We start from the raw sequence: 14,330 nt of genomic DNA, 5'->3' as shown, positions 1-14,330 counted from the left end.
GCTGCCCAAATAAAAACTAAAAGATAAATTCAAAAAATCAATAAAAATTAAAATATATAATATGTCAGTTACATTAGGAAACAAAGAATATTTCAAAGGAATAGAAAAAATCAAGTTTGAGGGAAGAGAATCAGACAACCCGTTAGCGTTCAAGTTTTATGATGAGAATTTGGTGGTTCGTGGAAAAACGATGAAAGAATATTTCAAATTTGCCTCAGCTTATTGGCATACGTTCTGCGCAACCGGTGGAGATCCGTTCGGAGCAGGAACTCAGCAATTTGACTGGTTAACCGCTTCTGATGCAAAACAAAGAGCGACTGAAAAAATGGATGCTGCTTTCGAATTTTTCACAAAACTGGGCGTTCCTTATTACTGTTTCCACGATTATGATTTGATCGACGAGGCAGATGATTTTACAGGATCTACAAAAAGATTAGAATTCATCACCGATTACGCTAAAGAGAAACAAGCTGCTTCCGGTGTAAAATTACTTTGGGGAACATCCAACTGTTTTTCAAACCCAAGATTTATGAACGGTGCAGCAACCAATCCTTCATTTGATGTTTTGGCTTACGCAGGAGGTCAAGTGAAAAATGCTTTGGATGCAACGATTAAATTAGGCGGAGAAAATTATGTTTTCTGGGGCGGTCGTGAAGGTTATATGTCTTTACTGAACACCAACATGAAACGTGAACAGGAACATATGGCAAAATTTTTACATTTGGCCAAAGACTACGCAAGAGCTCAAGGTTTCAAAGGGACTTTTTTCATCGAACCAAAACCAATGGAACCAACAAAACACCAATATGACTTCGATGCTGCAACTTGTTTGAATTTCCTTCGTCAGTACGATCTATTGAATGATTTTAAATTAAATCTTGAAGTCAACCACGCGACTTTAGCACAACATACTTTTGAGCACGAACTGCAAGTTGCGGCTGACAATAATGTTTTGGGAAGCATCGATGCGAACAGAGGTGATTACCAAAACGGTTGGGATACAGACCAATTCCCGGTTGATCTATATGAAATGACTCAGGCGATGTTGGTGATCATTCAGGCTGGAGGTTTTCAAGGTGGAGGTGTGAATTTCGATGCGAAAATCAGAAGAAACTCAACCGATTTGGAAGATATTTTCATCGCTCACATCAGTGGAATGGACAATTTTGCGAGATCATTCTTAGCTGCTGATAAAATTTTAGAAAAATCAAAATATTCTGAAATCAGAACCAATAGATATTCTTCTTTTGACAGTGGAAAAGGAAAGGATTTCGAAGACGGAAATCTTTCTTTAACAGATCTTGCAACTTATGCTCAAGGTTTGGGAGAAGTTGGTAGAGAAAGCGGAAAACAGGAATATCTTGAGAGCTTAATCAATCAATATTTATAATTTTTTAAACACGAATATCACAAATATCTTGCACGAATATCACAGATTTATTAGTGTCATTTGTGAAAAAAAATTAGTGTAATTCGTGTTTAAACAAAACTTTTAACATTTAAAAATCAAACTATGCAAATAATAGATTCTGGTCCTAACTATTCTTCAGGAACAAAGGCTCAGATCAATATGCTGTACGTTACCGTACTCACATTGGTCGCCACTTTGGGAGGACTTTTGTTTGGATACGACACCGCAGTAATTTCCGGAGCCGAAAAATCGATTCAGGAATATCTGATTATACCTTTGGGATTGAGCTCATTAGCGCACGGAGCGACCATTTCGAGCGCACTGATCGGATGTATCATCGGTGGTGCTATTTCCGGGATGATCTCAACTAAACTGGGAAGAAAAAGATCATTAATGCTTTCCGCATTTTTGTTCTTCATCAGTGCTTTGGGAGCGGCCTATCCTGAATTTTTATTCTTCAAACACGGCGAACATTCAATGGGTGTTTTGCTGGCTTTTAATTTCTATAGAATTATCGGTGGAATTGGTGTAGGACTCGCTTCAGCGGTTTGTCCGATGTACATTGGTGAAATTGCACCGGCTGAAATACGTGGAAAATTGGTTTCCTTAAATCAGTTTGCCATTATTTTTGGAATGTTGGTCGTTTATTTTGTGAATTGGGGAATCGCAAGCGGACAAACCGTAGAATGGATTAACGAAATTGGATGGCGATATATGTTTTTATCGCTGACAATTCCTTCTGCCCTATTTGGAATTTTACTGTTTTTCGTTCCTGAAACTCCGCGTTATCTGACTTTTATTAATAAAGATGCGGAAGCACTGAAAATTTTAACCAAAATCAACGGAGAAGCGCGAGGAAAAGAAATTTTCTCTGAAATAAAAAGCACCGTCGTTGAGCATAAAAGTGAAATTTTTGCCTTCGGAAAAACTGTAATCGTGATTGGAATTTTACTTTCTGTTTTCCAACAATTCGTGGGAATTAATGTTGCATTGTACTACGCTCCTAGAATTTTCGAAAGCATGGGTGTTCACAAAGATTCTTCGATGTTGCAAACCGTTGTGATGGGATTGGTGAATGTAATATTTACCGTTATTGCCATTTTTACAGTGGATAAATGGGGAAGAAAGCCTTTGTTAATTATAGGTTCAGTAGGAATGGCGATTGGAATGTTTGCGATTGCTATTTTATCTTATTATCAAATCATAGGAATTGCCACTTTGGTATTTATCATCGTTTACACGGCTTCATTTATGATGTCTTGGGGACCAATTTGCTGGGTTTTAATTTCAGAAATTTTCCCCAATAAAATCAGAGGAAGTGCAATTGCGATTGCCGTTGCAGCACAATGGGCAGCGAATTATTTAATATCATCAACCTATCCTTTCATGATGGAATTCAGCGGAGCATTTACCTACGGATTTTACGGGGTGATGAGTGTTTTATCATTGATCTTTGTCTGGAAATGGGTTCCGGAAACCAAAGGTAAATCTTTGGAAGAGATCGAAAAGATTTGGAAAAAATAAAATATACTTCAGTTTTATAATTAATTTGTGTGGGGCATCGAGTTTTTTCGGTGCTCTTTTTTAATCAATTTAAAATTACTTCATTCAATATTTTCATTTTTTTTTAAGTTGTTTAATTCTCCAAATAAATAAAATTAATGCCATCACAATTAATATTACTCCAACCAAACATTGTGAAAAATAATCTATGTCTTGGGTTTTTGGACTCAATAAAATTCCTAAACCTACAATTAATAAAAAAACACCTAATCCAACTTTTGTCTCAACATGAGTCCCTAAAGCACCGAAAATACCCATTAAAAACTCTGCTCCTATTTTCTTTAAAATTTTATTGTTTTGTGACATCGAGATAATTTTTAGAATTAAATCATTCTTAACCGTTCTTCTTCAAGATCGATTTGGAATAATTGCTGACGGATCATTTCTTCATTAATTTTCGGATCTTTATTAAGCTCTGAAAGATATTCACGCTGGGTTTCGAGCATTTCTATAAAGATAAGTTTTGTTTTCTCATTCATCCAACTGTCGTCGGCGGCTTTTGCACGTTCTTCCCAATGTCTTAGGAAAATCTCTAAACCTGCATGGTCTTTCAATTCGTTTTCATACTTGGCTTTAAGAAAATGATAAACATGTTGTTTCAGGTCTTTCTTTAATTTTTGTTTTGTTAATTCTTCAGATTCTTCTTTGAAAACATCATCAAAAAACCGAGTCCGTTTGATAAAATAAGGAAGCGTAAGCCCCTGAACTAAAAGAGTTAGCAAAATCACGACAAACGTAATAAAGAGAATTAAATTTCTATGCGGAAAAGCTTCACCATTATCTAAAGTCACAGGAATTGCCAATGCTGCAGCCAACGAAACCACGCCCCGCATTCCTGTCCAACCTAATAAAAGTGGCATCATCCAACGGCGTGTTCTTGAAGATGCATGAGGTTGTACACTTGGACGAAAAATCATCGTAGAAATTAATGCTGCATAAGAGCTAATCATTCTTGCAGCAATCAGAATTCCTGTTACTAAAACACCATAACCGATAGCGGTTCCCAATGGAATATGATCTTCCTTAAGTCCATCTACAATTTCAGGAAGTTCTAATCCAATGATGAGGAAAACTACACCATTCAGAATAAATATCAGACTTTCCCAAACACTGTATGCATGGATCCGGCTTGTACTGTTTAAGAATTTTAATCGTCTTGCCGACATAAAAAGTCCACCGGCAACAACCGCCAAAACGCCTGAACTGTGAAACTGCTCTGCGATCCAATACATCAGATATGGTTCAATGATCGTTAATGCAATATCAGAAGGCGCATCAGTTGGAAGAAATTTGTGTGCCTTTACAAAAAGCCATCCCAAAAGCAAGCCAATACCAACACCGCCAATGACCATCCAAAAGAAACTCATCGTTGCGTCCATCCAAATAAACTGACCTGTTCCTACCGCCACCAAAGCGAATCGGAAAATGATCAATGATGAGGCATCATTCAACAAACTTTCGCCTTCAAGAATGGTAGAAGTAGATTTTGGAATTTTCACAAATTTAGTAATCGCTCCTGTACTCACGGCATCTGGTGGAGAAACGATCCCGCCAAGTAAAAACCCTAAAGCAATTGTAAATCCTGGTATAAAATAATTGGTAATTAATGCCACTGATAAAGCGGTAAAAAATACGACCAGAAAAGCAAAACTCCCAATAATACGCCACCATTTCATCATTTCTTTAAAAGAAATATTCCAAGCTGCGTCACATAATAACGGCGGAAGAAATATAAAAAAGATAAGATCCGGATCAATTTTTATAACTGGTAATCCCGGAATAAAACTGATGATCAAACCTCCAACAACCAATAAAATAGGATAAGCAATTTTGAGTTTGGCAGCAAACATGTTTAAAACAACGATGACTGCAACCATTGCTAACAGAAAAGGTAAAAGACTGTGCATGATATTATTTGTGCTTTAAGATACAAACATAGCATTTTTTTAGCTTCATAAATCTAGTCGATACTCACTTTATTATTCCCCAGAAATGCTTCTATATCGATTTGAATAATAAACTGATAGTATAAAAAATAAATTATACACTACATTAATTAAATACCCATAATTGTATCCCTTGGGAAATGATTCAATTCCAAAAGAATGCCCAGAAATACTGATTATGATACTGATTACCAAAACTGCTACCCAAAAGAATATAAAACTAACCGTATTTCCCTTCAGACTATCTATCACTTTTTTATCTTTTATTGAATAGGAATAGATATAATTGGGAAGCCATGAAGCTAAAGTAAATGCCATGGGGAGATTATATGATATAAAGAATGGAAATAGAGTAAATACTAATAATGCACAAAAAAAGTAAATAGCTACAAACCTGTTTTTACTTTCTCTTTCGTTTTCCTTATAGATAAATAAAGGAATATTCATTAAAAGTAAAAAAAACATTACCCAAAAGTTAAAGAATGAAGATTTTTCTTCATTCTTGTTTTCCAGGAACATATACATATTAAAACCAGCCCATAACAAATTGACAACCATCTGCATTAGTGCAGATTTTGTTAAATGCATTGCTTTTTTTTTATTTTCCTGATATTGTTCTCTAACTTTTTTGAGGTCGCTTTCCAGCTTCTTATTTTTATTAAACATGTATTATCTGATGATTTGCAAGCTTTGCGTTCCTTTTGGAATATATAATACCATATCTATAAATGTCTTTCTATTCATTCCAGATTTATCAATATCTTCATATCCCAGTAAAGATTCTCCACGATTAAAGCCTTCTTTAGGTTCTAGCCTTACCATTCTGTTATTACCATAAAATTTCATTACATAATTTTCGATGGGGTAAATATTTTGTGAATAAGTATCAGATTCTGCACGAGTTGTAGAAACAGATTTAGCTTTTCTGCCCTTAGTAGACTGAAACTTTGCAATCACATCTTTTGGAAAATATTCTGCCTGATACCATTCATTATCAGCATTTAAAAATACCGTATTCAGATAATCATAATTTTTTTCTTTGAAAGCTGAAGCCATATTTTTATAAAAATTGACAACCTTTGTTTCTAATTCTTTTTGGTTTAATTTAGAAAGGTCTTCTCCATTCTCCCATCCTGTAAGATTATAAGGAACTGAGGCATTAAAGCTAACCTTTGTCTTGTATTCCGCTAATTTTGAGTAGTCAATCCCCTGATCGTCATTTCTAAACTCAGCAACCTCTTCCGGAGTCTGCAATGACCCATCTTTATTCCATCCTGTTTTTTCGACTTTTAGTACAAAATTTTCACCATTTCCAAGATACGGTTTCTGTACTCCGTTATTATCATATCCAGGATACAATTCAATTTCAATACTTTGTTTCCCGCTCTTTAAAATAGAAGAATTGATATTAACTTTTGCTGCTCCCGGAATTTTATCAAAATTAGAATATACAGGGTTTCCGTTTACCAAGACTCTGAAATTATAAACAGACTGAATATCGAGTTGATAAAGTGGCTCTTTTTCAAATTTTTGAACTTTGCCGGAAAAATATTCTATTCGTTGTTGTGTTGTCATTGTTTTATCTTTTGATTCCTGTGCACAGCTTATGAGGCTTGCTGTCAATAATAATGTGAATATAAACTTTGTCATTATTTTTTATATTATAGGTAATTTCCAACCTGTTTTCCATGTATAAGGGTCTAATACTACTATTTTCCCATCTGCAGTATAGTGTATTCCATCTTTTTCTTTCAGTTCACTGATATTGTCTGTTCCTGCATCGTCTGCAACAAATCCTAAACTAACATTTGCTTCTAGTAATAATCCTTCAAATTTTACTTCAGGTTCCACATAAATACTGTGGGTATCTGCTTTTGTAACAAACTCTAAGGCTATTCCGCTTTTCACTTCTACACTTGCTTCCAGATAAGCTTTAGACTTCCAGAAAACAAAAACTTTCATACTTCCATTAGCCTGTAAATATCCTTTAATGGCAATTGAAACTTTTCCTCCAAACTTGCATGGGCTTCCATCATCATCTTTCATCAATCTGTTGGTAAAGTTACTACCAGAAGCTGTATTGATACTTCCTTTTAAAGATCCAAAAATTTCACTGTTAATAATTAAATCTAAATTAATATCAAAATTATCTCCCAATGCTTCGTCTAAAACATCTAAGATAGCAACAACAGCAAGAACAACAGGATGTTTGATCTTATATAATAATTGATACAGATCATATTTTGCTTCGATTCCAAAAAGAGGATTTAAATCAATTGCACCTTCAATTAAAGTTCCCATTTCCGGGCTTTTTAAATCTGCTGCAGCTTCTGCACACCAGCTTACAGAAAGACCAACTTTCGGAGGAGTAAGCTCAAAACTCCAGTTACTTTTCTTTTCTCCTCCTCTCTTGTTCATCAGTTCCTGCAACTTAGCTTTACGATTTGTAATAGTTGCATTACCTGTCGGAGAGCTTCTTGTAGTTTCTGTATTATTACCTTTTACAATTTTTTCAATAAGCTCTTTTAAGCTTACAATTTTATGAAGAAATTCTTTTGCTTTAAGAAATTCTGAACTGAAATTTAATGCAGCATAAGGTCTGTCGAACTCACAAATCAAATTATACTCAGCATCAAGTGTTCCATGTGCTTTTTGCATAAGATTCTTTGCCTGGCTTCGAACAGAATTATTTTTTCGAGCCCTGCTTCTTTCCTGAGAAGCCTGCTGAATTTTCCTTTTGTTTTTTTTCTTTTTACTGCCGGATATATTACCTTGCCGTTGCTCTTTTAGCTGATTGATTCGTTCATCTGCCTCAAGTTCCTTTAACTTCCAGGTTTCGTGATATTCTTCTCTTAGTTCATTGAATTCTTTCCCATCATAGTTATAAGCAATTTGAAGCGTCCATTTTGTATCCGGATAAACAGCAATATATAACGGTGTACGAAATGCACATGTATTTAAACCAATTGGATATTTCTGAACTGCAATTCCACTGTTAGGCCAAATTGTTCCTATTAAACCACTAAGCGGGTTAACTGTATTACCCCAAGTATAATCATAACCCAATTTCATCTTAAGCAATTCATCTGTAGGAGGTTGATACTCGAAAGGATAATAATTTTCTAATATTTTAAACCCCGATTGCATCTTTAATTTTTTTCCTCCGTCAATTAAAGTGATTGCCTGTGTCAGCTTACTTTTATCTTCTTCTTTTTTAGTTTGTGCTTCCCCACCGCTAAATATTTCAGAACTTTGTGCAAGTCTCCACTGCCTTTTTCTTGTTGTATTATCCGGTTTCAGTAATGATTCTATTTTTGATATATCTATTACTTTTCCTGTATGCCTTAACTTTCCTTCATGTAAACAATCATTGGAGCGAACATCTTTTAATTCAACAGTTAGCTCTTTTCTCATTTTGTCTACTCCTGCAACAATAGGAAAAACTAATTGTGTGGGATTTGGATTATCTTTCAGAGGAAATACCTGTATATCTACTTCTTCTTCGTTTTTTTTGTACTTACCATGTATTTCTGAATAGCCACAAGGTAAAAAATTGGCATAATTTGTCTGAACCTCTCCTACAATGGCCACTTTATTTCCTTCGGGTTTAAGAAACGAAACATCATTACTAAGCCCTAATAATGTAATACTATTCTTATTACAGACCAATTCTTTGTCTGAAAAAAAGATGGATGCTTTTAGCTTAATTGAATTTTTATTAAATTTATTATTTTCAGAATTAGCATAGAAACTCCAGACAGGATCTACATAAATATTAGTGATACACTTTTGATAATTGATACCATTTTTTAGTTCACTATTAATTGTTTGAAAAACGGGTTTATTTTTAGAGACAAATACACCTACTTCTCTTAATATTCTGGAAAATGAATTGGGAAGTTTATTTTTATCAATTTTCTCAAGTTCCAGACGTTCCTCTTCTTTTTTCCATTTTCCATCTTCTTTCTCGTGCATGGGTAGGTCTTCAGCTTTATTTTTATCATCAAACAGCAATATTTCTATATCTTCACCAAATAATCCATCAGTATAAATATGAAGCTGAATTGTTTCGCCATATTTTACCTCTCTATTAATAACCGCCCCGTCATTACCAGCATCATATTCTCTCCATTCATATCCAAGAACTTTTGGGGTCGTTTTAACCTGTACAAATACTCCATTTTTAGTACTATTCGTGGGTTTAGACTTACCATGAATGTAAGGTTCAAGCCATCCTATGCCTCCCCAATAGATTTTTGTAAAGCTCAAGCTATGTTCTTTACCTTTTCCTATGCCTAAATCTGGATTGTATGCATTTTCCTGAAAATTTGGTTTATTATTACAAATACTCCAGACCCAGGCTAAATTTTTTTGCTCCTCTACTTCCAGCTTATCCCAGTTTTCGATTTCTGCTTTTATGGAAGACTTTCCCTCTTTTGTTGGATCAACAAGAATGTACCCGGTTCCTGCATCATATTTATCTGTTATTTGAGGATAAATTTTTATTTTTGGATTATTCATGACAGTACATTTAAATGAATTAGACTTTCTTCATCAAGGAAATCAACAAAAGGTATCATTTCAACCAAAACTTCCTTATCCGCATTCTTCATATTTTGTGCAGATGCTTCCGCCGTTTGCCCGTGATTGATAATCTCAATACAATCCGGACCTCCTATAGGACAGGTTGCCTTGCTGTCTTCTAACAATGCTTTGCCCTGATTATCCTCCAAAATAATTTTTTCATAAAAACCACTCCATTGAGTAACAACCGCCTGACAAGGATTGTTATTCATTTTTTTGCAAGATCCGAAGGTATTTTTCTCGAAGGTAGGTCCAATATCTACATGAGTAGCCATAAGCTTTTTGCGCCCATTCTCATTAATGTAACGTTTGCTTTGTGTTTTTACGGTAAGTTTATCAGGAGTTGTACCAAACTTACATTGGCAGGTAGCTCCATGACAAACTAAATGTTTTTCACTCATAGTATTTTGTATTTTTTCTCAGATCTACTGTTCGTATAACTGAAAATCAATTTTATATTCGGTGTTTTTCTCAAATGTTGAAAGATAACCGTTGATTGAAAATATCTCTCCGGTTTCTTTATTTAATTTATACAGAAGATCTACTTCTCCTTTTTTTCTGTTTTTATTAAACAGATTTTCTTCTTCATTTCCTGTTATTTTTAATGCTATCTTACCTCCTTTTGTATATTCTTTATTCAATACCAATTCTGTCTCATATCCAATTTCCTGTGCTAAACCCGAAAAATAGACCTGTAGAAAATCTTTTTTAAAAAATTGCGGATAGCTCCCGTAAACAGGCAAAAAGAACAGTTTATAAAAAATATTTCTTTCAAACATTTCTTTTTTCAGATTAAGATTTGAATACGCCTTATCTATTTGCGTCAAAATCTGATCTGTAGTTTCAGACTGATAATAATCTTTCATTTTTGGAAGACAATCTGCTTTCCAGCGTTTAGCAATTTCTTCATGGTTGATAATATTTTCAAGCCCACCATTTTTCTTTACTGAAATCTGTAACGGATATAAAACCTGTTCTGCTTTTTCAAATAACTGTTCTATAACTTTATCAATTTCCTGATTGTTTACGTAAGTTTTTTCCTTGGTCAGCTCCAAATGAAATGGAGTTCTTTTTATCTTTATTCTGTAGTGGATCTGAAGATTTTTTGGGAGGAATTTGATAACGACTCCATAAACTTTCTCACTGGAAACAGACGGAAGATTTAATGTTGAACTTTTCAGTAATTTCTGATTTCTTGTCTCAAACTTATCAAACGGAACATAAACGTATTCTACATATTTTGGTAGAGACAGCGTCAATAACTCCTGAAAACTGCAGTGTCTATTATGAAAATTCAAAAACTCTTCCGGAGTCATTTCATATTCTGCGGAAAATTCTTTAAGGTTTAAAATTCCTTCTACTTTAACCTTCTTATATTCATTTATCACCGAGTCTTTCATTTCAATTGTTTCCCCCAATTCTTCGTTATCATTTATATTTATTAGTTTTTATCAACAGATGCTTTATTTAATTCAGAATACAAAGTATAATTAATATTCTTCTAAATCAGAAAAACTTAAATCCTGTATTTTAGGCAAGGTCTTGATTGGTTTTAATTTAGTGTTTTTTATATTTTTTTTGCTTGGACCAAAATCTAAGTCATATTGTGTTTTAGTCCCTTTTATTAAATCTATTTCCGTTTGAAAAGTGGTGGCTTTTCCGTCCCATAATACCCTTGATATTTTAACCAATTCAAAATTATTTTTATTCAACCTAAATTCATAACTGCTTTTTCGGTTATCGATATCTGTTAGCATTATTAATTTTCCATTTTCAATAAAAAAATCCGGAACATTATTGCCACTATATTTTCCATTTTTACGGCTAGGGTATTGCTCCTCAATAATTTTTGTAGAAGAAACCACCATTTGAAGTTTCTTATTGGGTTGTGAAAGGAATATTTGTACTCTCGATGGTTGCGTTTCGTCTTCGATATCCATTTCCACCATCACTTTGTCATTTTGTTTGTCATTATTCAAATCTCCCACTTCTTTTTGAACTTGATATGTGTAATTGCCTTTATTAACCGTTTTCTGTGCAAATACATTAGCGTTTGCTAAAAGAAGAAGTAAAACGATATACTGCGACAATTTTTTCATAGTTCTTTTGTTTTTAATCATAAAACTTTACACTCAGAATATTTCCGACAATGATTGTAAAAAGGATTTAGCATCACCAATATGATAGAAAACCATATTAACGGTAATCCAATACACTGAAAATATTAAGAAAATGAATAAAATAAATATCAGAAATGTAAGTAATAGTTTATTTGATATCTTTTTCAATAAATAATATATCAGTGAGAATATTATGGCGGGAACAGTCGCTCCAATGAGACCAACATTTAAAACAACTTTAATTATACTTTTTACGTTTATTAATTCTTCATATCTATGCAGTATGATATACCAGCAGGATAAAATAATCGTACATAAAACATAGATAAATAAACTTACTGTAATATTTCTTTTATTTTCCATATTTATTTCTTTTTATAACCCGGATTTTTTCCTGAACTGAATGCACTTTTCAATCCTTCTTCCGCTTTTGCCCACAATTGAGTATGGCTTAAGCTATGAGATGCCGTCGCCAAATAGGGTAAAGTACCCGGTCTTTTCAAGATATCATCAAAGTTTTTTTCATCCTCTGGTATAACGAGTCCTGCATAATATTTCGTGACAAAAGAATCATATATCTCCAGATTTCCTCTTAATATTTTAAGCTCTTTGTCTAAATTTCCTGTTACAACATATTCAGCATTATCTACATAGCTGATTATTTTTTTCAACTGGGGCGGCTTAATAAACTGACTAAATAACCTCATCAGCATATCTTCTAACTCGCGGTTGTGTACTGCATTTTGTGCTCCTTTCAAAAAAGCAGCAAATTCACTTTTCTTATTTCTGGAATTGTACGGATCGCTATCATAAATGGGTACATCTATAATAGTTAAACCTTTAGTTTGTTTTTTCGGAGACCATAATGTTTCATCAATACTATCAGTTATTCCTTTGCTTTCACCAAATACTCCTGCTAATAAACTTAATAAATAACTGTCTTTTGGTGCACTCTTAATAGCAAACAAAGTATTTAAAACTTTCAACCCTTGTGTAAGCTTCATATTTTTCACCCACGTTGCTTTGTCATAACCTCCACTGATCGATGTATAATTTTTATGTACATCATTGGTCCATTGCTGAAGATTATTCAAAAGAGAGACGAAAGAATCTTTTTCTTTTTGCAGGTTAGAGTTTTCGATTTTCAGAGAATTAATATACTTGATAAATTCGGCAGTGATAATATTAAATCCTAAAAAAGCTTTTGACATTTCTTGCCATGCCAACGTTGCCTTATTTTTAAAATCCTGCCAAATAAAACTTTTCAGGTATTTTGTAACAGCATCAGTATCTACATCTTTCACTATATTTATACCTTTCTCAAATCTTTCCATTTTAAAAGACTTCAGCAAACCTTCCAAATTGTTCAGACTAAAATTAGCAACCAATTGTTGGGTCAAATCATAATCATTATGTACATTAATGATTTTACAGTCTTTATGTAATTTACCATGATTCAGCTGATGCTTCTTTTGAAAAAAAGGTGTAGATAGATAAGTAATACTTTTAACCTTCCATAATTTGGGAAACTCAGTGATCTTACGAGGTTTCAGAATAATAGATTTGGCTATCATCTCCTTACTGGAAATAAGCTCTGTAAATTGATTGATTACATTACCGCCGTGCGAATGCCCAATTAAATGTAAATGTACTTCCTGATTTTTCCACCCGGAATATACTCTCAATAATAGATCAAATAACCTTTCAGAAGCTTCGGTTCTTTCTTTAGTATCATTGTCACCAGACCAGCTGAAGAATTCACCTTCAATATGCAGATCCAAAAATTGAAATTTAAGTTTCTTAATATTATTCCATAGATTATTTAAACTTTGCTCTGTTTCTTTTTTTGTTTTTTCATCAATATATTTCCAGTAAGCTGTATTAGCGTGATGTTTTTTTCCTTCCGTATTTACAGGATCTGTAGTTCCTGCTACAAACATCACAATATCAATAATTCTTCCCTCTCTTTTAGGAGGATCTTCAGGATTATCCCCAAAAAGTTTTCCATTTTCGGCTGTTGCAATCAATTTTTTAGATGAAGAATAGGTCATTTTACCAACATACTCAGTATGCTGTCCTTTAACGATCTCAATAGAATCACCTTCTATGATACTTATCTTCGCAACATTATCGTTTGACATATCCTAATGCATATTAGTTTTTTCGTTGGCCTGTCCATTAATTTCAGTTTGAGAATGAATTTTATGATCCTTCTCACTGTGAATTAATCTTTCTCCTTTTACTACTTTCTGGCTATCCTGCTCAACCTCACTTTCTTTATTACCTTTTATAAACTCCATCATTTTCCCAACAACATTGGTCATGAAATTTCCTCCGATCATCACATTTTTCACTGCTCCCACACTTTGTGAGCTATTCATGGTAATACTTTCTGTTTTGTTCATACCAACAATATTACTTTGGTCTGCACCTACAGAAGTGCTCATATTTTGTCCCACCTTGATATCTAAATTTTCTCCCACATTGAAAGTCATATTTTTTGGTGAGGTTACCGTAATATTTCCCTTTCCATCCATGAAATAGGTATTGCCACTCGGATCAATAATATTTACACTTCCTTCATCATCATTCATCAAAACTTTAATTCCGCTTTTGGTTTGGATGGATCTCATGTGATTATTAATTCCGCCTCCTAATCCAACTCCCCCATGAAACATTCCGCCCATCACGAAAGGTCGGTCAGGA

12 protein-coding genes are annotated in these 14,330 nt (G+C 33.7%); 2 read left to right on the top strand and 10 right to left on the bottom strand.

What is annotated here, in order from left to right; all coding sequences use genetic code 11:
• The first annotated feature begins 61 nt into the window (after positions 1-61).
• On the top strand, positions 62-1,390 hold the full coding sequence (gene xylA, locus OEW74_RS17340; RefSeq protein ID WP_265429657.1) for a xylose isomerase: 1,329 nt from the start codon (positions 62-64) through the stop codon (positions 1,388-1,390).
• Positions 1,391-1,513: 123 nt separating this feature from the next.
• Entirely contained in the window at positions 1,514-2,935 is a 1,422-nt protein-coding gene (xylE, locus tag OEW74_RS17335) for a D-xylose transporter XylE (protein WP_265429656.1), read from the top strand.
• 93 nt (positions 2,936-3,028) lie between these two features.
• On the opposite strand, the gene OEW74_RS17330 is transcribed toward xylE, so the two are convergent.
• From OEW74_RS17330 to OEW74_RS17285, 10 genes are all read right to left on the bottom strand, one after another.
• Positions 3,029-3,280, bottom strand: a complete 252-nt coding sequence (locus OEW74_RS17330; protein WP_265429655.1) for a hypothetical protein — start codon at positions 3,278-3,280, stop codon at positions 3,029-3,031.
• A gap of 17 nt (positions 3,281-3,297) precedes the next feature.
• Positions 3,298-4,881: a Na+/H+ antiporter gene (locus tag OEW74_RS17325; protein ID WP_265429654.1), complete on the bottom strand. Its 1,584-nt coding sequence runs from the start codon at positions 4,879-4,881 to the stop codon at positions 3,298-3,300.
• Positions 4,882-4,953: 72 nt separating this feature from the next.
• Positions 4,954-5,586, bottom strand: a complete 633-nt coding sequence (locus OEW74_RS17320; protein ID WP_265429653.1) for a hypothetical protein — start codon at positions 5,584-5,586, stop codon at positions 4,954-4,956.
• 3 nt (positions 5,587-5,589) lie between these two features.
• Entirely contained in the window at positions 5,590-6,495 is a 906-nt protein-coding gene (locus OEW74_RS17315; protein ID WP_265429652.1) for a hypothetical protein, read from the bottom strand.
• Between the two features lie 81 nt (positions 6,496-6,576).
• On the bottom strand, positions 6,577-9,441 hold the full coding sequence (locus OEW74_RS17310; protein WP_265429651.1) for a hypothetical protein: 2,865 nt from the start codon (positions 9,439-9,441) through the stop codon (positions 6,577-6,579).
• On the bottom strand, positions 9,438-9,905 hold the full coding sequence (locus OEW74_RS17305) for a DUF4280 domain-containing protein (RefSeq protein ID WP_265429650.1): 468 nt from the start codon (positions 9,903-9,905) through the stop codon (positions 9,438-9,440). The genes OEW74_RS17310 and OEW74_RS17305 overlap by 4 nt, the downstream gene beginning before the upstream one ends.
• A gap of 24 nt (positions 9,906-9,929) precedes the next feature.
• On the bottom strand, positions 9,930-10,904 hold the full coding sequence (locus OEW74_RS17300) for a hypothetical protein (RefSeq protein ID WP_265429649.1): 975 nt from the start codon (positions 10,902-10,904) through the stop codon (positions 9,930-9,932).
• Between the two features lie 90 nt (positions 10,905-10,994).
• Complete coding sequence (locus OEW74_RS17295) at positions 10,995-11,603, bottom strand: hypothetical protein (RefSeq protein WP_265429648.1); 609 nt, start codon at positions 11,601-11,603, stop codon at positions 10,995-10,997.
• Between the two features lie 386 nt (positions 11,604-11,989).
• Entirely contained in the window at positions 11,990-13,765 is a 1,776-nt protein-coding gene (locus OEW74_RS17290) for a hypothetical protein (RefSeq protein ID WP_265429647.1), read from the bottom strand.
• A 3-nt stretch (positions 13,766-13,768) separates the two neighbouring features.
• On the bottom strand, positions 13,769-14,330 hold a 562-nt coding region (locus OEW74_RS17285), incomplete at its 5' end, for a bacteriophage T4 gp5 trimerisation domain-containing protein (RefSeq protein ID WP_416207913.1).

The organism is Chryseobacterium sp. YIM B08800, from assembly GCF_026163565.1.
Classification (GTDB): domain Bacteria; phylum Bacteroidota; class Bacteroidia; order Flavobacteriales; family Weeksellaceae; genus Chryseobacterium.
The sequence above is the reverse complement of the archived record's forward strand: the minus strand, read 5'-3'. Positions and strand labels throughout refer to the sequence as shown.